This window comes from Altibacter lentus (genome assembly GCF_000746845.1).
Taxonomy (GTDB): domain Bacteria; phylum Bacteroidota; class Bacteroidia; order Flavobacteriales; family Flavobacteriaceae; genus Altibacter; species Altibacter lentus.
The window spans coordinates 2,664,335-2,687,998 of the sequence record NZ_KN050846.1 but is presented as its reverse complement, the minus strand read 5'-3'; the positions used below and the strand labels follow the sequence as shown (position 1 = coordinate 2,687,998).

The window sequence follows — 23,664 nt, the reverse complement described above, 5'->3', positions numbered from 1 at the left end:
AAAAACAAATTCAAACAATTTTGTGACAGTTGCTAGTTATGGGTCTAATAATGTGCTTACTGTCTCTGAAAATGGAAATATTGAACTGCAGCCTTATTCTAGAGAAAAAAGAGTTAATCAGATCTTTAGGCTTAAAAATGTTTACGACCCACAGAAAAACCCTGTGTTCTACTTACAGATGGATACGCTTTATGTTAGAACCCTTCCTTCTGGTTTTCAATTACAACCCTATGAAGAGTCTATTGATTTTCTTTTTACAGGCAATATTGTCAGTAAAGAAGATTCTACTTCCTATCAGTTATATAGACCGGTTACCTATAACGAGGTTTTTACTAAACTTTCAAAAGGAGATAATAAAGCGATCCCCACTACATGGATAGCTGATGGCACACGTGTTTTTCTGGGAGAAGTCCCGGCAGGTAATGTACCAACAACAAAAAAAATTGTTTGGAAAATTAACCGTTCTCCCTATGTCCCTTTTAATTTTGAAGCATCGCTCAAAGAGTTGGACACTATAAAAAATCGCAATCCGGCGGATATCGATATTACTTCCAATTATTATATAGCAAGCAGATGGAATGACCACGTACTCACTTTTTCAGATTCAACAAACACTACGTTCATAGCTCCTAATATGACAGAGAAAAAGGGAGCTCTTTTTTTAAAAGCATTTGAACGTGTCAATTGGCAACAGTTTGAATTTGTGAAGCAGGGGGGTTCAAACTATGCCATCAAGAATTTGGAAAATGGCAAATACCTCACCTATGATTCGGTTTCAGATGGCAACGGACTTGCTTTATATGAAAGTGACCCGGACACCGGTAAAAATCAGTCCTTTGTCATCCAATACAGTTGGCATCCCGGGAATTTTGTTTCCATAAGAGCAGCAAATGCCAATTTATATCTTACCTCTTTAGGCAATGGAGAAAAACAGGAACTCAAAATGATGCCGCCGGATTTTTCAGAAAAACAGGAGTTTGACCTTATGAAAACCGAGCTGTACGAAGCAATCATTTACAATAACGCAACGGCGATCTTCGATATTGAACCACTATATTTTAAGTATAAGATCTCAGCAAGAAACGCGGGAGCATCCTGTAAAAAAATAAAACAGATGCACCTTGATTTTATCGTGTTTCAAGATAATTTCGTGAGAGACGGCGATAACGGGTATAGGTACACTGGCTGGAATACAAGAAATTACCCAGACTATATTACTCAATATAACACCCACAATTGCGCAAGGGAAAATGAGATGGCCACCTATAAAATCTACAGTTCCGGTAGTCGTAAGTTTACCTTTTTTAAAGTTTCATTTATTCAAGTAGATGAAGGGGTGGGTAGTTATCTTCCAATGAAGGTAGTGGGAAGACCAAAATCTTATAAATATAGGGAAATAGTGGGAAAGCCACTAAATGCGCCTATGAAGCTGCCAAGTTGCAAAATACTCTGTTGGAAATCGCATGGGGCTCCCGAACCGGATGGAATGGTGGGACTGGGTTATTTGTATGCCAAGGATAGCGAAACACTACAAAAACAAATTGCACACCAAGCGTATGTAGTAGGTACTGTGGCTACTGAATTAGCCATAGGCTTCGCAATACCCGGTGGTGCCAAAGGCGCAAGAGGTTTTGCAGAAGAAGTTGTACAATTTACCGGGGAATATTATGTGGGGGCTGCTGCTAATTTTGTAGCAGGCTCAGACGATAATCCAATAATGAATGGTGTGGTAGACAATATTGAGCTAGAATTCCGTAAAGCCGGATTGCCTCCGGGCTTGAGTAACGAGCTTTCAAGGATCGATCCTACCGGGTTCTACGATATCGTAAAGGCTTTTTATTTTCCTAATTGCGATTGCGATAAATAAGTAAGACGGCATTGGCTTCCTGCATCGTACTTATTACCTTTTACGTCTCCCACCTTAAAACTCTGTTTTTGTTATCTTTTTATCCGATTTGTTAATGACTCCCGCTGCTTCTTTTACACGATCTTGGTGACCTCTTAATTTCAGCAATACCACAACAGCCAAGGCCCCTGCCAAAACAATATGCGAGACCAAATACCATTTGCTAATGGGGTGTGGGGGTTTATAGTAGGCCAGTGCGACCGAAGCCGCATACAGTAATACATAGATGCCCGAGTTCACCCAAGCGATCACATTGTTCTTTACCATATAGCGCATCCCGATATGCGCGTAAGAGATCAGGTTCTCCCCTGCCTTCTTATTAATGAGTTCCTCCAAATGACACTTATAACCCTGTAAACCTAGGGTTCGTTGCAACTGGTACGCCACTCCCATTAAGATAGTGAGGAGCACATAGGGCAAGAATTGAATATAGAATTTGGTGTTGTTATACGACTCAACTACCGCCTCCTGCGAAGCATCAAAATAGCTGGTGCCTTCAATTAAGAAGAAAATATACCCTCCCGCAAGTGCGAGGGTACCTTGTGTATATAAAAACTGATTCCCTACAAAACGTTCTATCTTTTGGTTGATAAGCTCGTATTCCTTTAACAGGATCTCAATTTGTAATTCTTGGTTCATAGTACGTTAGTTTGAATTACGAACTTAAGGAATTTTATGCTACTTCGTGAATGGTAAACTATTAGCTATTCACCAAGCACCCGTAGATTTTTTTTGGGGGAGCAAAAAAAGAAAAGAATGAAAAATAAAAAACACCACTTCTCGATACAATGCCCTTTCAGGGCATCACTCGAAGTGACACGGCTTCTTCTTTTATATAAATGTCTCTTAGAATCAAACCGGCCATACGATTCGACTTCGGGACCCGTAGTCCGAACATTCGTTAAAAACTAAACACTGTCTGAGCCGCCTTTGGCGGTGAGTTGTGTGTGTTTAGAATGGAGGACGTAACGGGTGAACAAGAATCGTAAGGACTAGACCTTTTTGCTTCTTTTTCCGGCGATGGGAAAAAGAAGAGAAGAGAAAAAGAAAACAACACTTCTCGATACAATGCCCTTTCAGGGCATCACTCGAAGTGACACCGTAATTATTAATCGTAAGACATCCTTTACATCAAGTCGGCCTCCGACGAGCATAGCGAGAGAAAGGCACTATTTCTTTTGGACCAGCAAATGCGAAGCATTCATGAATTCCTATAAAAAAAATATAAACGCATGAATAAAAGAAAGTTGAACTAAAAAAAAGAATCAATACTAAAGACAACACATCCACGGTAATGGGAAAAAGAAAAAAAAAAGATTCCTCATTGCATTCGCAATGACAATCTGCATGTCATTCAAGCGAAGCGAAGAATCCTTTCAATCACAAAGAGATTCCTCATTGCATTCGGAATGACATTGGTAGGTGAGCAGTGAGTGGTAAAGCGTGAGCTGTTCTCACACCACTTCTCGATACAATGCCCTTTCAGGGCAGCACTCGAAGTGACACATGTTAGTAGTGATTAGTGAATGGTGATTGGTGAATGGTGAATGGGGTAATATTTAGTAGTTAGTAGCGAATAAATTTGAAAGAAGGGAAACGTCCATCCCATTCGACGCTTGCTTCCTACGATACGTTATAGATAGTGAGTATTGAACGGTGAGTAGTGAAGGGCAATAGGTTCTTGCGAATTAATACATCAGGCTTATTTTGTTACTAACCTAAAACCTTCTTCTAAAACGATTATTTCAATACGAAGGACAACCCTTTTACGCAAGAATATGCACACAAAACTTCGAGATCCAGGAGGCCACCACCGGTGGCTGACGCGGAGTTTTGGGGGCGGTTCCCGGCATCAAAGGCCGGGAAATTCCTCGTAAAAGGCCTCCTTTTTTTCGTTCTTTTCTTGCATCCGACGATCCGCCGTAGGCGGTAAGTGGAATGCACAAGCAAAAAAAGAAATTAAATAAAAAGAAAATTTCATTTACACCAATATTCCTCGGTAATGGGAAAAAGAATAAAAAAAAGAAATCAACTATCTTTAAAACACAAAACACCCCACCAATGTTACAACTCCAACAATTCTGGAACTGGTTCGTGGAAAACGAGGAAACCTATTACCGGCTCCACCGAATGCCCCTGGAGGAAAAGACCTATCACTTCGAGCAGCTGTTAACGTACCTCCGCGGTTTCGACCCCTGTGTAAGTGTTCAGCTGGCAGGTCCGGTGCAACTGGGAAAAGCCACACTCACCTTCACCTGCGACGGCAAACCCGAAGGCATATTATACGTACAGAACCTCGTGGCGCAGGCCCCTGCACTCCCTCGTTGGAATATAATAGCCTTTGTACAGCCTACCCTGGATCTCGACGCCTGTGAGCGCCGTATGGATGACGAGTACAACTTCCCGGGGATGCCTATAAAGGCCAGTGACGTGTACTGGCTACCGTTAAAACCGCAAGAAGGCGACACCTCCGGAAAGCTGGACCTGATCATTTGTTTTAAGGGATTTGATGAGAGTGTCAAGGGACTAGGCTACCGGCAAGTACAGGAAAACATATATCATATCTTTATGGAGCTGCTGGGCGAACTGGAACTGCACCGCCGTATCGGAATCGTATATTTTGAGGAGCTGAACCCCAAACGGGAGCCGTTGGAGCTGTATCTCCTCCCCGACTATCTGGAGCTGGAAATGAAGACATAAGCGGAGCCGTCATGTTATGACTTAAACAAGGTTCTAGAAAACTAAAATTAATATAATGTAATTGAAATTTGATCGTTCGTTCCTTTGCATTTTTCCTTATATTTAACCTCTCCCTAATTAATTTGTTGTATTCGATTGCCCCTCCTTTGCGCAGGTGAGGGAATGTTTTATATTTGAATTGAATAGAAGGAAATTAATGACCAAACCAAACCAAACTCCCGAGCAGATAGCACGTGATAAGATAGATGCAATGCTTATCAAGGCAGGATGGGTACTACAATCCAAAGACAAGATTAATCTTGCCGCCAATAAAGGTGTTGCTATAAGGGAATACCAAACCGATGTAGGTCCTGCCGATTATGTATTGTTTGTAGACAGAAATCCTGTTGGTATTATTGAGGCGAAAAGAGAAGATGAAGGTCATCGTCTTACCGTGGTAGAAGAACAATCTGGAGATTACGCAAAAGCAAAATTAAAATACCTCAATAATGACCCCTTACCTTTTGTATATGAAAGTACAGGAACGATTACTCGCTTTACCGATTACAGAGATCCGAAGCCAAGAGGTAGAAATGTATTTAGCTTTCATAGGCCCGAGACTATGGCGGCATGGATTAAAAAAGACAAAAGTTTACGGGCACGTCTAAAAGAATTTCCACCTTTAAATGACGACGGACTGCGTCCGGCCCAAATAAAAGCTATCAATAATTTAGAGACGTCCTTTAAAAACAACCGTCCTAAAGCACTAATACAAATGGCAACCGGAGCGGGAAAAACCTTTACCGCAGCCACTTTTGTATATAGACTTCTAAAATTTGCAGATGCCAAACGCATACTGTTTCTGGTGGATACAAAGAACCTTGGTGAGCAAGCTGAACAGGAGTTTATGAAGTTTCAACCTAACGATGACAATCGCAAGTTTATTGAGCTCTACAACGTACAACGACTTAATTCCAGTTACATAGCTTCTGATAGCCAAGTCTGCATTTCTACCATTCAACGTTTGTATTCCATCTTAAAAGGAGAGGAATTGGACGAAAGTGCCGAAATGGAGAACCCAAACGAATCCTCGTGGATGCAGGAACAAGAAAATAAAAAAGAACCCCTTCCGGTAATATATAATGAAAGGGTGCCTATTGAACAATTCGACTTTATTATTATAGACGAATGCCACCGCTCCATTTACAACCTTTGGAAGCAAGTACTAGACTATTTTGATGGTTTTCTTATTGGCTTAACGGCAACCCCAGACAAGCGCACATTTGGTTTCTTTAATGAAAACGTGGTTAGCGAATATACCTATGAAGAATCGGTTGCCGATGGCGTAAATGTACCCTATGATGTTTATACCATCGAAACCGAAATATCAAAAAAAGGGGGAGAGCTCAAGGCAAAGGAATATGTGGACAAACGTGAAAAACTCACTCGTAGAAAACGATGGGAGCAATTAGATGAAGATTATACCTATACTGCCAACAAGCTCGATAAAGATGTAGTAAACCCAAGCCAAATCCGTAATATTATAAAGGCATATAAAGATGCCCTTAGAAAAGAGATTTACCCAAACCGTTTTGACGAAAACGGAGAATACGAAGTACCTAAAACATTAGTCTTTGCAAAAACCGATAGTCACGCAGACGACATCATCAAAATAATTAGGGAAGAATTTAATGAAGGCAACGATTTCTGTAAAAAAGTAACCTATAAAATTGAAGAAGACCCCAAATCTGTACTCAACCGTTTCCGTAATTCCTATTACCCGCGCATTGCAGTAACGGTAGATATGATAGCTACGGGCACCGATGTAAAACCGCTGGAAGTATTGCTCTTTATGCGCGATGTTAAAAGCATCAACTATTTTGAACAGATGAAAGGGCGGGGTACAAGGACTATCAATAACAACGATTTAAAATTAGTGTCTCGCACGGCAGACTCCAAAACGCACTTTGTAATTGTGGATGCTGTAGGTGCCATAAAATCTAAAAAGACAGATAGCCGTCCTTTGGAACGTAAAAGAGGTGTGCCACTAAAAGATTTATTGGGTGCTGTTACGATGGGAGTGGCAGAAGAAGATCTATTCCTTTCCCTTGCAAACCGCTTGATACGTTTGGAAAAACAGATTTCCGAAAACGAAAAAGAAAAAGTATTAGAGTATAGCGGTGGCAAGAACCTAAAGCAAATGACGAGGGAGTTACTGGATGCCTTTAACCCTGATACCATAGAAATAGAAACCAATAAGATTGTAGAAAATATTCCCATTGAAGAAAGAACTCCGGAGGTCATTGAGCGGAGCCGAAATGAAGTCATGGCAAAACTCTCCCAAAGTGCAAGCACTACCTTTAATGGCGAACTAAACGAATATTTGGACAACGTGCGTAAAATACACGAACAGATTATAGACCATATCAATATTGATACGGTAACCAAAAGCGAATGGGACACCACCTCTGTAGATAAAGCGAAGGAAACGGTAAAAGATTTTACCGAATATTTGGAAACTCACAAAGACGAAATAAAGGCTTTGAGTATTTTCTACAACCAGCCCTACAACCGCAGGGAAATTACCTTTAAAATGATAAAGGACGTTTTGGAAAAATTGAAATTGGACAAACCTACTTTAGCACCAGATTATGTATGGCATGCCTATGCTGCTTTGGAAGATGTAAAAAGCCAAAAACCGGAAAACGAACTCACTGCTTTGGTTTCCTTGATACGTCGAGCCTGTGGGATTGACAACACCGTAACCGCTTTTGATAAAAAGATAGACGACAACTTTAACAAATGGATTTTTAAACAGCATACCGGACAGCACAACCGTTTTACACAGGAGCAGTTGGATTGGTTAAGGATGCTAAAGGATCATATTGTGAGTAGTTTCCATATAGAAGTGGAAGATTTGGACTATACCCCTTTTGATGCCCATGGGGGTCGGGGTAAAATGTGGCAACTCTTTGGGGAGGAAATGGAGAGCATTATTAAGGAATTGAATACGGAATTGGTTGCGTAATAATCAGTTATAAGTCAGATGATTAAGCATTTATAAATACTTAACATACTATTTGAAACCTAAATCGTACATTTGAGGACAGCTATAAACATAATGGATTTCGAAAATAAACCACAAATTGGATTGGGTATTTATACGGCATCGGAGATTGCCCAAATACTACGTTTGCCATACCAAAAAATCTATTTATGGATGAATAAGTATTGGGATGACAAACTAGGCAAGAATTACGGTGAGAAATATTCTTGGCAAATGGATGGTACACGAGCGGTAAGTTTTCACACGTTTGTAGAATTTTATGTTATGATGCGCTTTTCGGAAGCTGGTGTAAAGCCAAAGGAGGTTATGAAAGCTCACACAGAATTGGTTGAATGGTACAAAACTCCATTTCCTTTTGCACTTAAGGAAGTGCTCGATGGTATCCGTAGTGATGGTAAACGAATATTCTTAAACCACAAACAGGGTACAATAGAATTGAATGGGATGAAGCAATTTAGTTTAGAAATAATTCAAATGTTCTTTGTTAAATTAGATTTTGGAGACAATAATCTTGCTTCCCGTTTTTACCCATTAGGTAAAGAAAAATCTATAGTCGTAGATCCTGCGCGTAAATTTGGGAGTCCAGTTTTTAAAGACCACAATATTTATCCTGAAACTTTTTATGGCATGTACAAGGCAGGAGAATCCATTGAATTTATAGCGTACATCTACGAGGTGCCGGAACAAATGGTAAAAGATGCCATTGAATATTGCACTGCCGCATGATTGTTTATATTGATGAAAATCTTGCACCTGTTTTGGCTTCTGGGTTTAATATCCTACAAGCTCCTCTTAATTTTAGACACAAACTTAAAGAACCAATAGAAGTTCGTTCCATCAAAAAAGAGTTTGGCGAAGGAGCCAAGGACGAAGATTGGATTCCCAAACTTTCTAGTGGAAAAGATTGTGTAATCACCCAAGACTATAACATTAATAGGATAAAGGAGCAACGTCAACTTTGTGAAAAGTTCAATATAGGAATGGTTTATTTTAGACCGCCTTCCAAAAACGGTTTTGAATACTGGGATATGGTATCCATGCTCGTAAAACATTGGCCCGAAATAATTAAAAAAGCAACCAAGGAAAAACGTCCGTTTTCCTTTAAAGTAACATCTCGTTCTTCTAAGTTGGAAGAGATATAATTTACAAAAAAATATTAATGGCATTAGGAATAACTCCAGATCAAATTGTTGCAGATGATAAACATGTCTTATTGAGAATAAATAAAGAATGGAAAAGAGTTTATATAGAAGATTTAGCAAAAGTCCAAAATGGATATGCTTTTTCATCAGAATTATTTAATCGTATTGAAGGACTTCCGTTAATAAGAATTAGGGATATTAATCGAGATGAAACTGAAAATCTATATTCAGGAGAATATAAAAATGAATTTTTGGTAAGGAAAAATGATTTCTTGATTGGTATGGATGGTGACTTTAAAGCATCAAAATGGCCTGGAAAATTGGGTCTGTTAAACCAACGTGTTTGTCGTCTTATTTTTAAATCTAAATATTATGATAAAGAGTTTTTTTATAACTCTTTACAACCCTATTTAGACGCAATTAATGAAGAAACCTCTGCTGTAACTGTAAAACACTTATCTTCAAAAACTATAAAGCAAATTCCATTACCTCTTCCACCCCTCCCCGAACAACGCGCCATAGTAGCCAAAATAGAACAACTCTTTAGCGAGCTGGACAACGGCATTGCCAATTTAAGGACTGCCCAGGAGCAGCTAAAGGTTTATAGGCAGGCGGTTTTGAAAAAAGCGTTTGAGGGAGAGTTGACGAGGAAATGGCGAGAAAAACAAACCGATTTACCTTCTGCTGAAGAATTGTTGGAACAAATTGAAATTGGTAGACAAGAATTTTTTAATAAGCAAATTGAAGAATGGGAATTTGAGCTTAAGAAATGGAAAGAAGAAGGCGAAAATGGAAAAAAACCAAAAAGACCAAGACCACTAACAGTTCCAGATACACCAAATAATGGTCATAATGAAAGAAAATGGGCTATCCCTATTAATTGGATATGGACTCAAATAGGATCGCTATGCTTTGTTACCAAGTTAGCAGGCTTTGAATATACAGACTATGTTAAATATGATGAAAATGGAGATTTACCTGTTTTAAAAGCTGAAAATGCTGGGGCAAATGGCTTTAAGAAAACAGATTTTTCAAAAGTTAAATCAGAAAGCGTTAAAATGCTTACACGTTCTCAAATTTTTGGAGGAGAACTATTAATTGTATTTGTGGGTGCAGGAACTGGAAATGTGGCCATGGTTCCTTTTAATCACAGGTATTTTCTTGGACCTAACATTGGAATGGCAAGACCATATTTTGATTTAAATTCAAAATATTTGGAACTATTTCTTCAATCTGAATTTGGAAAAAGTTTAATGATGTCTGCTGTAAAGGCTGTCGCGCAACCGTCTTTATCTATGGGTACCATTAGACAAGCTCCGATTTCTTATCCATCATTAGAAGAACAACACCAAATAGTTCAACAAATAGAATCCCGCCTTTCCGTTTGTGATAAGGTAGAAGAAACCATAGCAGAGAATCTACAAAAATCGGAAGCCCTGAGGCAAAGCATCCTTAAAAAAGCCTTTGCCGGGGAGTTGCTCACCGAGGCAGAGATAGCAGCCTGTAAAAAAGAAAAAGATTGGGAGCCTGCGGGGGAATTGTTGAAGCGGATAAAAAAAGAGAAATTAAAAAAATAAACTATGAACCAAGATTTAAGAAAATATTTAATAGATGTTTGTAAAACAGGATACCCTGTTAATTATAGTGATGTTGGAAATTTTTTAGGTTTAGATTTTTCTAACGCGGGTGACCGTAAAAAATTATCAAAAGAGTTAGGCGCGGTTTCTGAATATGAATATTTAAATAAAAGACCACTTATAAGTAGTGGGGCAATTTATAAAGATAAAAGTGACCATGGCCCTGGTTTTTATAACTTATGTGAAGAATTAGGGGTGGGAAATGCTAAAAAACTTCATGATAGTCAATATGGGTTTGCTGCTTTTAATGAATCAAAAGATTATTGGAATAATGAAGTTAATTACTCTAAACATTATGAGCTAAATGATGATGCTAAATATGATATGCCATTTTTCAATAATGCTGAATTAGAGTTCTTTAAAGAGTGGGCTGATAAACCATATAATCCAGAAGATAGTGATCACATTAATGCCAAAGAATTTTTAATGGAGACCGTATGGTTAAAAACGCAACTTTGGTCTAACGAAGTAATCAATAAGACTTTAGAATATACAACTTCAAATGGAAGATATTGGTCAAAACCTGATTGGCTCGACGGAAAGCGAATAGCTGGCTTCAAGCCCTATACGTGGGCGCGTATTTATAAGTTTGGGGATAAGAATAAAGATATATTTTTTACTGTGGGTGTTGATGCACTTAGAGAAGTTTTGGTTTATAAACTAGATTATTTTCAAGAATCTAAATCCAAATTAAGTGAAGAACAAAAACTTTTGTGTGAAAAATACATACCTAGTGATATTAGATGGCAAGAAATACTTTTTACTTCTTTAGAAAATTATAATTGGTCAAGATTAATTGATAAAACAGTAGATTTTATCTCAAAAAATAATCAACATTATGATCAATTAATTAATATTGTTTGGAAAGATATATCAGTTGAAGAAGCTTTTAATAATTCATTAACTCTCAGAGAATTTCCTAAAGGTGGTTTTACATCTCCTCCAAATTATAATCCTAGTTTTAATGAAACTAATGTCAACTTTCTTAATAAGAGTATTGAAGCTAAAGAACTTGGTGATGCCGGAGAGGAGCTAGTAAAAGATTATGAATATAATCGATTAACCGCAAAGGGCATGTTTAATGAAGCTAAAAATGTAAAAATAGTTAAAGATGGAAAAGGTTATGATGTTCTTTCATTTGACGACAACGGTAATGACTTGTATATTGAAGTAAAAACAACCACTGGTAATGAAAAAACACCGTTTTATTTATCACGAAATGAGATGGCTTTTTCCGAACAAAATTCAAAGTCATATCAGCTTTTTAGAATATATAATTATGATGAAGTAAACAATAGAGGTGACTTTTTTATAATTTACAACCCTTCTGCAACACAGTTTTTAGTTCCAACCAACTATGTTGTTTATATTAAAAAACAAAACTAAATGACCGAATCCTCAATAATATCAAAAGTCTGGAACTTTGCAAGCGTACTTCGTGATGACGGCGTAGGTTATGGTGACTATCTGGAACAAATCACCTACCTGCTATTCCTAAAAATGGCAGACGAGCTAAATAAACCACCCTATAATAAAGGGCTGGTATTCCCGCGTTTAAAAGACATAGAAGGCACAGAGCAAGAAGAAGCAGAGGTTTGTGACTGGCAAACCCTAAGCACCAAACGTGGTGCAGAACTCGAAGCCTTTTACACTCAAATGCTACGTACCCTTGCTACAGAAAGTGGCATGCTCGGACAAATATTCACCAAAAGCCAAAACAAAATTCAAGATCCCGCCAAACTTTTAAAAATCATAGATATGATTGACAAAGAGGAATGGACGATGATGGGTGCAGACTTAAAAGGAAAAATCTATGAAGGTTTATTGGAAAAGAATGCCGAAGACACCAAAAGTGGCGCAGGACAATATTTCACACCCCGTTCCCTTATCAGAGCAATGGTGGAATGTGTCCGCCCAGAACCTAAAAAAACCATAATAGACCCTGCTTGTGGTACAGGAGGTTTCTTTTTGGCGGCCTATGACCATATTGTGGCCAATAACAAGCTGGACAAAGAGCAAAAGGATTTTTTAAAGAACAAAACTTTTCACGGTAATGAGATAGTAGCAAACACCCGTAGAATGTGTTTGATGAATATGTTTCTGCACAACATAGGCGAGATAGATGGGGAGTCTTTTATTTCTTCCGTTGATGCCTTGATTTCTGATGAAGGCATACGCTATGATTATGTATTGGCAAATCCACCTTTCGGTAAAAAGAGCAGCATGACCAGTACTAATGAAGTTGGGGAACAAGAAAAACAGGATTTAAGTTACAATCGTCAGGATTTTTGGGCAAGTACTTCCAACAAACAACTAAATTTTTTACAACATATAAAATCCTTGCTTAAAATACATGGGGAAGCAGCTGTAGTCTTGCCAGACAATGTACTTTTTGAAGGGGGAGCAGGAGAGACCGTACGCAAGGAGCTTTTAAAGACTACAGAATTACATACCGTTTTAAGATTGCCAACAGGCATATTCTATGCTCAAGGTGTAAAGGCAAATGTTCTTTTTTTTGATAACAAACCAGCTTCCAAAGAAGCTTGGACAAAAGATGTTTGGTTTTATGATTACCGCACCAATATACACCATACGCTTAAGAAAAAACCCATGCAGTTGGAAGACCTCAAGGAATTCATTGAACTATACAACCCAAAAAACAGAAACAAGCGTAAAGAAACCTGGAGTGAAGAAAACGAGGAAGGCCGTTGGCGTAAATACAGCTATGAAGAAATATTAGCTAGAGATAAAACCAATCTCGATATTTTCTGGCTACGGGACAAAAGCCTCACCGATTTAGACAATCTTCCCGATCCGGATTTCTTAGCACAGGAAATCATTGAGAATATGGAAGCAGGTTTGGAAAGTTTTCGTGAGATCATGGACACACTGTCTAAGGAATAAGGTTAAAAAATAACAAACCCCAATAACATGTTTTTAAACAAAGAGTATTTTATTAGTAGACTAATACAATTATTTAATGAAACACAAGAAGAACTGGTTTTAATTGTACCCTATGTCAAGACATCTGCCCAAGTTTATGAGCACTTAGTAGAACTAGATGAAAGAGGGGTCGAAATTTTAATGGTATGTCGTGAAGATTGTTTGAAGCAATCGGAAATATCAAAACTAAGCAAATTAAAACACCTCACTTTGTTAAGCCATCCAAACCTCCATTCAAAGATATATCTCAACGATTACGATATCATTGTAGGTTCAATGAACCTATACGAATATTCGGAACAATTCAACAGGGAAGCAGGTTTCGTATTCCCTAAGAAAGAGGTTTGGGACAACAATAATGGCGAACTTTGTATCAATGAGATTCGGCAGATCATTTCAGGTTCCACAGAGATTGTAACGTCTAAGAAGGTACGTGAAGAAGGGGTGAATTTTGAGATTCTTAGTACAAGTTTCGAAAAACTGCAAAGTCGGAGTGATATTTTATCCCGTATGTTTACCACAAAGAAATTTATTCCATTAGAAACCAGCGAAGGATACAATCCAACATGCACAAATTTTTATGATAATATAGATGTTGCAGTATCATACCGCGTTGTAATTTTACCAAATTATCCGGAAGAAGTACTTGAAAAAGTGTTCGGAAAAATGAGAGAACCCAAAGTAGATTATTATCCTGATTTCAGAGTGTATGTAGATACACGAAAAAAACGTATTACGGTATATGCTGCCGAAGGTAGTACCATTGACGATCATATCTACACAAACAAAAAGTACGTGAAAAACCTTGAAAAAACAATTATGTCAATCTCCAAGGAAATTAATCAACTTTATACTCGAGTATTACGAACACAACCACGGACTTATTAAACTGAAAATAAAAAGACCATTTCCGGTCCCTCAATTTTCCAAACCCAAAACACCCCCTATCCAATTATTTTCTATATTTGAGTTCCCCCCGTTATAAACAACACACAATACCCTGTTACCCGGTACAGGATCCTTCCTTAGGGTCCCCCGGCTCAAGGGTTGTGTTCGTAAAACAAAAGAAATGAAAAAACATACCCTTACGCTAATTGCGCTCTTGGTGGTGCTGTCTGTAAAGGCACAGATCATTGATGTACACCTGCACAGTTACACCGATACCGATTACTGGGGTGGAAGAACACATCCCACCGGAATTGATTCGCCTAAGAACGCCGAGGAACATCTGGCAAGGACCATTGCTTTAATGGATAAACATCAAATTGAATATGCGGTCGTGAGTGGCAGTATGGAAAGCGTCGAGAAATATGTACTGGCAGATGCGCGGTTTATTCCCGGGTATATGGATAGCGAAGAACTGCTCCCCATCGATACCTTCGAACAGCTCATCAAAGAGGGGAAGATAAAAGTATTTGGCGAAGTGGCGGGGGTCTATTTCGGACGCACCTTGAACGATCCCATATATGCGCCTTACCTTAAGATTTGCGAACAATACGGCATCCCTGTGGCGTATCACACGGGAGGGGGTCCGCCAATGACTCCCTATGGCTGCTGTCCTAATTTCCGAATTGCCCTGGGCGATCCGTATCTCATTGAAGATGTGCTGGTGACCTATCCCAAATTACAGGTGTATCTCATGCATGGCGGAGAAGTATACTTCGAACATGCGGTGCGGATGCTGAGTATGTACCGACATTTGTACGTCGATCTGGGGGTGCTGCTATGGGTCGATCCCATGCTCAATGATTATGCGGTGCGCCTTCTTAAACTGGCACAAAAGGCCAAAACACTGGATAGGATTATGTTTGGTACAGATCAAATGGTGTGGCCGGAAAGTATATCAACATCCATAGAATTCATCAATTCCCTGGATTTTTTAAGTGAGAAAGAGAAACGAATGATTCTCTACGAGAATGCCCGAACCTTCTTAAAACTTCCGAAATAACACCCCACCGGCCCGGCTGGTTTTTATATCTAGGTACTTCAGGCAGTGTAAAATTGTGGTTTACGGCTGAAAGCTGTATACGTCATTATTTCAGTGGCTACTGAATTAATTATCATACCTTTAGAGAAACTAACCGCCTGTGATACCATTCTTTCGAAGAATCAGACGCAATATACTTTCCGAAGGAAAAACGGGGAAGTACATTAAATATGCGCTCGGAGAGATCTTCCTTGTGGTCGTCGGAATATTGATCGCACTGCAAATAAATACCTGGAATAATAACAGAATAAATTCCTATAAAGAGCATGAATATTTGATGGGTATCAAAAATGATCTGGAAAATCAAATTGCTGCCTTAAACGGCCGACTTCAAATATTTGATGTAATCATTGACAAAGGAGAATCCATTATATCCGACTTCACCACAAAAGGGAACTTGACGGCAATAGATAGTATCAATACCAAGCTAAGCTATATGATGTATGCCTTGCATTATCCCGAAGCACAAACAACCTTTAACGAACTTAGTGCTACAGGGCAAATTAATTTAATTCGGGAAAAAGCACTGCGGTTAAAAATTATAAGCTACTATCAGTTATCTGAAGACACTAAGTCGAATGTAAGCTCCAATGTGGCCGCTGTTTTTTACGATCGCATATTTCCAATCGTACAATCTTCCGTTATAGTACATTTTGAAGATTTTGGTTTTATTACGGAAAAGGTCAGTAAAGAGCGTTTAACCGAAAAGTTGCTCCCGGCGTTTCAGGCGATTCTAGATGATCCGCACAAAGAGTTCGAGATTATAAATGCGGTGAGTTTACGGGTACTGGAAACGAATACGAATAAAGGACACCTACAAATTGCTAAAGGGAATGCCGAAGCTCTCTTAGCCGATATTGAAAGTGAATTAAGCCATTAAAACGATGATCAAATTCTTTCGAAAGATCCGACACCGATTCCTTTCTGAAAACAAATTCAGCAAATACCTGCTGTATGCCATAGGCGAGATAATCCTGGTGGTGATTGGTATTTTGATCGCATTACAGATCAATAACTGGAATCAGGATCGCTTACAGGATCAGGTGCTGATCAACATCAATAGAATTATCGTGGAGGACCTGAAGAACGATATCGCAGATATCGACCTCATCCTGCGAACAAAGCGAGAAAAAGAGGTCTATTTTACAAAAATATTGAAGGGTGAAATGACAAGAGAAGATTATAAACAGTGCCGGGAATGTAAATTTCTTATTGTGGGCTCCTTGGATCTCTCCATCGAGAAAAGGGGGTATAATCTCTTGAACAATGTGAGCACCTCCAAAATGAGTATCGACAGCTTATCCGTTAAGATCGTTCAGTTTTATACAAAACAGCTCGTTGAGCTCACCGTTGATAATCCGCTAAGGGAAAACGATATTGAGAACAATATCAATCACTGGAAAGAAAATTATACCTGGTATGCAGCCTTTATCACCCAACAGAACAGTGACTCCTTTATAGAATACGCATTGAACGACCCCGACTATACCAACAGGGTAGCCAATTATTATTTACTGAACTATACTATTTACATTCCGCTGCTGGAAACTTTTACCACGGAAGCAAAGTCCATTGTAAACGAGCTGGAATTGGCACTGGAAGAATAACAAAGGCCCGTTTCCGGTCCTTATTACCTCCGGTTTATTATTTACCGGCCACCAACCTCCCCTATCCAATTATTGTCTATATTTGAGTTTACTCCTTTTTAACAGCTTGTTAGATAGCCGGGTAAGGCATGACGAAGTACCAAACGATGTATGTTCGGCCGGCTGCCATACAACAAAAAAAGTACTATTAATTGAAGCAACAGATGTTGTAATATATAAACCAAGATGAAAATAATAGTAGTTGTATCCTTACTCTTTAGTTTCGTAGGCTTTGGACAGACCAAACCTGAAATGGAGCAACAGATAAAAGATCTTTTATACGAGTACGGTACTTTTATTCCACAGGACGCCGATAATGCATCCGGCCCGCAAAAGTCTTGTAATATTTCATTTAAGGAGGGTAGTATAGAGGTATTGCTTCGTCATTACGGGGATATGCAAGCAATAAAAAGTATAGGCGGAGCAGATCCGTCAAACGCGATCGTAGCTCATGCGTCAACTATAAACAAATACACTTTTAATGTTGCTGATTTAAAGCTGAAAAATGGTTCATTAGACTATCATATACTGCAACATGGAACAGGGGAGGCGACGCTTTATTTAAATGTGCATGGCGGAACGCTTCAGTCGTTTACCATAGGTGAAATTCACAATAAAAACAACCTGAATAATAAGATAAATACCTATCGCTATTTTAATGAATCAGGCGCCCGTATAACAAAGCTGAACGAGTCGTTCGATCAGGCATTGGCCAGCGTTCCAAAAACGGATGTAAAGCTAATTAGGATCCCGATTTCAGATAAGGCAACGAATTCCGATTGGTTTAAAAACACATTGAACGCATTGTTTATTAAGTATTTCGACCCTGGCAAAGATATTGTGTTTGAATACGATTCAAATGGCAGAACCACGTCAGAAACGCATATGGTTGATGGCGTTAAAAATGGGCACAGCACCAACTATTATGAAAATGGCAACCCGAAACTGGTAGAGATTTGGAAAAATGGAAAGAGAATTACGTTCAAAGACCAGTTTTTGGAAGATGGCACACAAACCTTAAAGGATGGCTATGGCGTTTATATGACGTTCAATAATGCCGGAAATAAAAACTTTGAAGCGCAATATTATGCAGGAAGAAGGGCCGGAAAAGCCACCTGGTATTATGATAACGGACAAATAAGTGAATCTGCGGTGTATAGATTTACTAAAGATGATATCTCCGGCCTGCGGTGGGAAATAGTATCGTCATTTCATAAAGACGGGACCCCTCGCGAAAAAGGAACCTTAAAAGAGGGTAATGGCACTTGGATCATCTATGACGATGCCGGTAAATTAGTAGAAGTGCTGGAATTTCAAAATGGAATGCGTATAAAATAAACAAACATGAAACATTTGGTGTATCTTATTTTAGCGTGTTTAGTGTGTCCCCAAATGGCAAAAGGGCAAGAAACCGCAATGCCCGATAAAGACGAACAACAAATATTTTGTCAAGAGTTTCATGATCGTAATTTTTCGGGGCTAGTGGCCAAAGTTGAAGCGTTTGGACATAGCCTTTACGACGTTTATAATTGTATTGAGTGTGATAAAGTGACCAAGGCCGATTTAATAAGACACAGAGCATCGATTTCTACTGCAGGATCAGATATTATGTCGTTGGCGCGGTATTATATTAAAATTAAGAACGATCCTGAAACACTAACGTTTATTTTTAACCGCATTATCGATAATCCCGGCAAGCCTAGAGGCACTTTGTTAGATTGGGTAGAGTACTATTCTTCAAATCCTAATTTAATGAAATTGGAGAAAGAAAATTTTGCAAGATACGAATCAACCATTCGCCGTTTTGGTGGAAAACGAGAAGCAGAATTGACCGCAGAAGAAAGACAAAAATACAGCACTACAAGATGTAACTGAAAATAGAATGAGATTCACGCAACCTGCTTACCCAACGGTTTATTTTAGCACATTAATATGGGTGCGTTGCCCCAATTGCGACAAGGCAGCCAGGATTGAAACGAAACTGGGAAAGTACATCATACCGGAGCCTCAACAACATCAGTCTACACTCACATGTGCACATTGTGGTCTACGCAATAAGCATAACGAAAATTGGCACGGACAATACCGGGGGCATCTCAATATAGCTTGTGGTTTTTGTGGAAGCCCACTTATACATACAAGAAAACCTACTAAAAATAGAGTCGCACAGATAGCCGTTAGGTGCGAGGTCTGTAAGAAAGAGAAGGAATACGCTTTGCACTGGTATAAATACAAACAAAATAGTGCGATAGATCCCTATTTTGGACTCGATTTGTGGTTGCGAATAAGTATTAAGGAAAACGTGTTATGGGTGTACAATGTAGAGCACTTAAAATATTTAAGAGACTATGTGTCGTCTTCATTAAGAGATGATAATAGCAGACATAAATATGCTATGATTGCTAATTTACCGAAATGGGTAAAGTCTGCTAAAAACCGCGACTTAATTGTAAAAAAATTAGGGCTGTTAGAAATGGAATGCAAGAATTTAAACGGATGAGAATGATGTATACAAAACTTAAGATTTCGTTGTGCTTATTAGGTAGCTGTATAAGCTCTATGATGTTTGCACAAGAGGAAGACCTGCCTTCACAATTTGCAGCAATAACAGGCGAAAAGGATATGCCTTCTTCTGGTTTCTATATAGGGAAATACGAAGTGAGTGTGGCAGATTATAAATTTTACCTGGACGCATTAGGACAACCCATGCCGGAGCCTCCGGAGTATGGTTGGGAAAATGATTCATTACCCATGGTAGCTGTGTCGTATGTCGAAGCGCAAAGTTATGCCAACTGGCTGTCAGACCACTATCAGATCACCTTCAAAATCCCTTCGGAAGCACAATGGGCGCTGGCGGCCGGAAGTCAACAGCGTAATAGTAATGGTGATTCAAAAAGCCCGCAATGTGTCGATTGTATGGCGCCAAACCAATTTGGTGTGTACGGACTAAACGGCAATGTATGGGAATGGACCTCGACCTCAGAAGATGATGAGTTCTATAATATCCGTGGCGGTAGTTATTTAGAACCATCAAACGAATTGAACGTGAATAGATCGAGCACCATAAGCGCCGGTTTGCAACTATCCGATGTGGGTTTTAGGCTCTTACTGGAAGAAAACGAAATGAAAAAATATCTTTTTATGGTAGAAGTAAGGGAGTTATTGCATCTGTTATTTCCCGAATATACGAACATGAGAGTCGAGCCCTATGGTATTTATATTGACGACATGGAAATGTTTTGGGGAGAAGACGAGCTTCCGATTGTTCACTTAAATGAAACTGAATTTAATCTGTCATTTTGTTGTATGGATGCCATTAGTGAAGATGCAGAGATGATCTCAAAAAAAGCACTGGTCTTCGATTTTGATAAAAACGACCTCGTCATTGCCCAACAGCTGGAACGATTAATAAATAAGCGAGATGTATCGATATTTAGGAAGTAATAAAATAGCTAAGGCATCCATGTATATGCTGTTATGTGTTGGCGTGCATGTGCATGCACAACTGAATATCCCGGCACATTTTTCGTATGTGGAGCAAGGCTTTTATGAACAGCCGGTATTTGATGAAGATACCAATACAACCAGGTTATTGTATTCCGAAGAGATCCCCCCGTTCTACCTATATAGCTTTGAAGTGAGTGTACAAGAGTATAAACGATTCTGTGATACCACCAACAGGCAGATGCCGCCACAACCGGAGTGGGGTTTTAATGATCTTAAATTACCCGTTGTGAATGTAACCTATGTTGATGCCCTTGATTATTGTCACTGGTTATCCACTGTATATGGTATGCAGTTTCGGTTACCCACCAAAATTGAATGGGAACACGCCGCCAGGAACGGAGTGTATGAATCAAACGAGTATAGCTATGCAGCTAAAACACCCAATGCCTTTGTAAATTATGCTGACAACACAAACAATAAACCGAAATGCGTTAGTTGTATTCAGCCTAACGAGATAGGACTCTACAATATGTGTGGTAATGTCTGGGAGTGGACGCAACAACAGCGTCAAGGAGCTACTGCCCGGGTTGTCGGAGGCAGTTTTCTGGACGATTCCACCCAGGTGAAAGTAACGTCTCAAAAAGAGTTGAATACGTCCCACAGGAGTGAAACGGTAGGTTTTAGAGTATTGGTGGAAGCCAAGGACATGAAACACTACCTGTTTTTGGAGAAAGCACAAACCTTATTAAATAATGCTTTTAATAACAAACCGCCCATTGAATTCACAAAAGAAGGTATTGTCTATAAAGATCGATTTGTGCCTTGGGAGGATGCTTATAAAAATGTCTCAATAGCCCGCGATGCTGCGTATATTGAGTTTTGTTGTGGCGTTAAGGACCGTAAGAACACAAATACAAAAAGTGCAAAAGCGTTTCGTATTACATTTGATAAGGAGAACAGAAAACAGATTGACGCAATGATGGTACACCTAAAGAGTTTTAATGAGCTGTAGCAGCCTCTTTCGCTTGAATAAAATACGTTGAACCAAAGTGAGGTCGATCAAATAAAAAACACAGATAGCAAACCATGGGCAACAGAAATCTTGAACAACAGCGGATTGAATTTATCAATCAAAAATTTCTGGCAACTCCCTTAGCCGGATTGATCATTTGGACGGTAATAGGATGCATCGGGATCTTTTTCTCCCACTTTATTGCGGTTTGGGCAATTTTTATCGGAACGGGAAGTATTGTATATCTCGGACTCTTTCTCTCAAAATTTACAGGCGAGAATTTCCTCGATAAAAAGAAACCGAAAAACGAATTCGACACGCTTTTCCTCTTTACCGCTGGACAAGCGATTCTGGCCTATTCCATAGCCATACCCTTTTTCCTCGGAGACTATTCCTCTCTTCCGTTATCTGTGGGCATCCTTACCGGATTGATGTGGTTGCCATTTTCATGGATTATAAAACATTGGGTGGGGATTTTTCATGCCTTGACCAGAATTATTACAGTGCTAACGCTTTGGTACCTCTTGCCTGAACACAGGTTTATTGCGATTCCCTTTGCGATCGTCTTGCTCTATAGTATTACCTTAATGATCTTAAAAAATCGAAAGAAAGCCGAATAGAACAATAATACAACAAAGGCGCTTCGTACTCGCCTACTCCCCGACGCCGATAGCTATTGCGTCCCTCGGCTATTAAGTGTAGTGTGTACTTGAAAGGTTTAGAGCTTACTAAATATCCCTTTTCAAATCCCCTTCCTCCCCTAGCCTCATTTTTACACCCCACCGGCCACCCCTATGTATTTAATCGCTATATTTGAGTTCCCCCCTTTTTAACATATGGATGCATAGCCGGGTTTGGTGTAATTAAAAGCCGAACTTTTTTACAGAAGTGCAGGTGTTGGTGATAATTATTAAAATGCAAATCGTATCATATGTAACTGATTTTTCTGAAATATTTAGAAATTATGATCGAAGGAATATTAAATATTATTTACGGACTGATTGCTTCATCCGTATTTGTTGGGGTCGGTTTTCTGTATGGAAGATACAAGGAAAGAAAAAGGAATCAAGGAAGTCCCCTTGAAAATTATTCTTTTTACCCTTTTACTTTAGATGAGAAAAAAATGCTTCAATTTGATTTTGATTTATTCACTCAGGCGGTTTCTGCTTTAATTAAAAAAAGAGACTTTCAAGCAGGTAAACAGTTGATATTAATTGGAGAGCAAAATAATGTGCGGCAGGTATTAAAAGCTCCAAATTTAGGAAATTATAAAAAACTATATAAGTTATATAATGGCGATAAAGTATTAGACGATTCAACTAAATATTTGAAAAATTACAAGCGAATCGTTCGGCTTATTGGTGACAGTTTCCCTGAATGCGGAATCGAAATTTTATTGCATAATCTTAGTAATCCGTCTAAGGCCTTATATATTCTGAAAAATAATGTTACCGGTAGAAATATAGAAGCACCGGCTACTAATCTTGTAATGGACTTAAAAAGAAGAGATTCAAACAAGGAAGACAAACTTAATTATGAACTAAATATCGGATCCAGAAAATTTAAGTGTACCACAATTCCAATCTATAAAGAAAACGTGGGCTTAGTTGGAGCTATTTGCATTAATGTAGACTATAATTATCTCAACAATAAGGTTAGGAATGATGAAAAATTAATGAATGATTTTATTGATTCAGTATGTAAAGTAGAAATGATTCTAGATGAAAATATCTTAAGTAAGGTTGAATATGAAAAGGCGCTTAAAGGGAAAAGTCATTTTCGTGATTTTTGATTATAACATTATTCGATATTATTAACATATCACCAACAACGCATCCTATAAAAAAGCCTTAGTCCGCTTCTCCAAAGGGAACCATATCATGAAACGGAAGGTAACTCACAAGACCGCAATTTCATAAACTACATTTTTCCCGGCCACCCCTATCCATTTATTTTCTATATTTGAGTTCTCCCCTTTCTAACATGTTGTGCGATAGCCGGATATGGCGTACCGAAGTAACATACTATTCTAATTTTAGCAAGTGTTATGGACAATTACAAGGACTATGAAAAATCAACTGTTTAAGTATGTATGCATTTTAGTTTTAGTATATGGATGCTCCGAAACAAAGAATCAGGGCAACCCGGAAGAACACGCGACTGAGCAATATACGGGCCCTATTATTGACATGCACATT

Annotated in this window: 19 protein-coding genes; 18 read left to right on the top strand and 1 reads right to left on the bottom strand. The window is 38.8% G+C overall.

Features of this window, described 5'->3' with window-relative positions:
- Nucleotides 1–22 precede the first annotated feature (22 nt).
- Nucleotides 23–1,867, top strand: coding sequence for an RICIN domain-containing protein (locus JS40_RS12500; protein ID WP_160172974.1), 1,845 nt, complete (start codon nucleotides 23–25; stop codon nucleotides 1,865–1,867).
- A gap of 54 nt (nucleotides 1,868–1,921) precedes the next feature.
- Here the strand turns inward: JS40_RS12500 and JS40_RS12495 are convergent, their stop codons facing one another.
- Entirely contained in the window at nucleotides 1,922–2,545 is a 624-nt protein-coding gene (locus JS40_RS12495; RefSeq protein ID WP_034261067.1) for a hypothetical protein, read from the bottom strand.
- Nucleotides 2,546–3,967: 1,422 nt separating this feature from the next.
- Here JS40_RS12495 and JS40_RS12485 point away from each other — a divergent pair.
- The 17 genes from JS40_RS12485 to JS40_RS12400 all read left to right on the top strand — a co-directional run bounded on the left by JS40_RS12485 (nucleotide 3,968) and on the right by JS40_RS12400 (nucleotide 23,258).
- Nucleotides 3,968–4,606, top strand: a complete 639-nt coding sequence (locus tag JS40_RS12485; protein WP_034261063.1) for a hypothetical protein — start codon at nucleotides 3,968–3,970, stop codon at nucleotides 4,604–4,606.
- A gap of 196 nt (nucleotides 4,607–4,802) precedes the next feature.
- Entirely contained in the window at nucleotides 4,803–7,613 is a 2,811-nt protein-coding gene (locus JS40_RS12480) for a type I restriction endonuclease subunit R (protein ID WP_034261061.1), read from the top strand.
- Between the two features lie 93 nt (nucleotides 7,614–7,706).
- The gene (locus JS40_RS12475) at nucleotides 7,707–8,378 is read left to right on the top strand and encodes a DUF433 domain-containing protein (RefSeq protein ID WP_034261059.1); all 672 of its coding nucleotides are present in this window, start codon (nucleotides 7,707–7,709) and stop codon (nucleotides 8,376–8,378) included.
- A complete protein-coding gene (locus tag JS40_RS12470) occupies nucleotides 8,375–8,794 on the top strand; it encodes a PIN-like domain-containing protein (protein ID WP_034261057.1) in 420 nt (139 codons plus the stop codon). Before JS40_RS12475 ends, JS40_RS12470 begins: the two co-directional genes overlap by 4 nt.
- Before the next feature lie 17 nt (nucleotides 8,795–8,811).
- Nucleotides 8,812–10,371, top strand: coding sequence for a restriction endonuclease subunit S (locus tag JS40_RS14885; RefSeq protein ID WP_051957596.1), 1,560 nt, complete (start codon nucleotides 8,812–8,814; stop codon nucleotides 10,369–10,371).
- Nucleotides 10,372–10,374: 3 nt separating this feature from the next.
- Nucleotides 10,375–11,817 carry a protein NO VEIN domain-containing protein gene (locus JS40_RS14880; protein WP_051957595.1) on the top strand — a complete coding sequence of 481 codons (1,443 nt, stop codon included), beginning with the start codon at nucleotides 10,375–10,377 and terminating at the stop codon, nucleotides 11,815–11,817.
- Nucleotides 11,818–13,335 carry a class I SAM-dependent DNA methyltransferase gene (locus tag JS40_RS12455; RefSeq protein ID WP_034261055.1) on the top strand — a complete coding sequence of 506 codons (1,518 nt, stop codon included), beginning with the start codon at nucleotides 11,818–11,820 and terminating at the stop codon, nucleotides 13,333–13,335.
- Nucleotides 13,336–13,362: 27 nt separating this feature from the next.
- Nucleotides 13,363–14,262, top strand: coding sequence for a phospholipase D family protein (locus tag JS40_RS12450; RefSeq protein WP_034261053.1), 900 nt, complete (start codon nucleotides 13,363–13,365; stop codon nucleotides 14,260–14,262).
- Between the two features lie 181 nt (nucleotides 14,263–14,443).
- Entirely contained in the window at nucleotides 14,444–15,322 is an 879-nt protein-coding gene (locus tag JS40_RS12445; RefSeq protein WP_034261051.1) for an amidohydrolase family protein, read from the top strand.
- 139 nt (nucleotides 15,323–15,461) lie between these two features.
- Nucleotides 15,462–16,241, top strand: a complete 780-nt coding sequence (locus JS40_RS12440; protein ID WP_034261049.1) for a DUF6090 family protein — start codon at nucleotides 15,462–15,464, stop codon at nucleotides 16,239–16,241.
- 4 nt (nucleotides 16,242–16,245) lie between these two features.
- Nucleotides 16,246–16,968 carry a DUF6090 family protein gene (locus JS40_RS14875; protein WP_051957594.1) on the top strand — a complete coding sequence of 241 codons (723 nt, stop codon included), beginning with the start codon at nucleotides 16,246–16,248 and terminating at the stop codon, nucleotides 16,966–16,968.
- Between the two features lie 225 nt (nucleotides 16,969–17,193).
- Nucleotides 17,194–18,345, top strand: coding sequence for a toxin-antitoxin system YwqK family antitoxin (locus tag JS40_RS12430; protein ID WP_152558180.1), 1,152 nt, complete (start codon nucleotides 17,194–17,196; stop codon nucleotides 18,343–18,345).
- Nucleotides 18,346–18,351: 6 nt separating this feature from the next.
- A complete protein-coding gene (locus tag JS40_RS12425) occupies nucleotides 18,352–18,882 on the top strand; it encodes a hypothetical protein (protein WP_152558179.1) in 531 nt (176 codons plus the stop codon).
- A 627-nt stretch (nucleotides 18,883–19,509) separates the two neighbouring features.
- Entirely contained in the window at nucleotides 19,510–20,451 is a 942-nt protein-coding gene (locus JS40_RS12415; RefSeq protein WP_160172973.1) for a formylglycine-generating enzyme family protein, read from the top strand.
- Nucleotides 20,429–21,466: a formylglycine-generating enzyme family protein gene (locus JS40_RS12410; protein ID WP_084677500.1), complete on the top strand. Its 1,038-nt coding sequence runs from the start codon at nucleotides 20,429–20,431 to the stop codon at nucleotides 21,464–21,466. Before JS40_RS12415 ends, JS40_RS12410 begins: the two co-directional genes overlap by 23 nt.
- Nucleotides 21,467–21,540: 74 nt before the next feature.
- Nucleotides 21,541–22,086, top strand: coding sequence for a DUF7010 family protein (locus tag JS40_RS12405; protein WP_034261039.1), 546 nt, complete (start codon nucleotides 21,541–21,543; stop codon nucleotides 22,084–22,086).
- A 344-nt stretch (nucleotides 22,087–22,430) separates the two neighbouring features.
- Nucleotides 22,431–23,258 carry a PAS domain-containing protein gene (locus tag JS40_RS12400; RefSeq protein WP_034261037.1) on the top strand — a complete coding sequence of 276 codons (828 nt, stop codon included), beginning with the start codon at nucleotides 22,431–22,433 and terminating at the stop codon, nucleotides 23,256–23,258.
- Nucleotides 23,259–23,664: the final 406 nt, after the last annotated feature.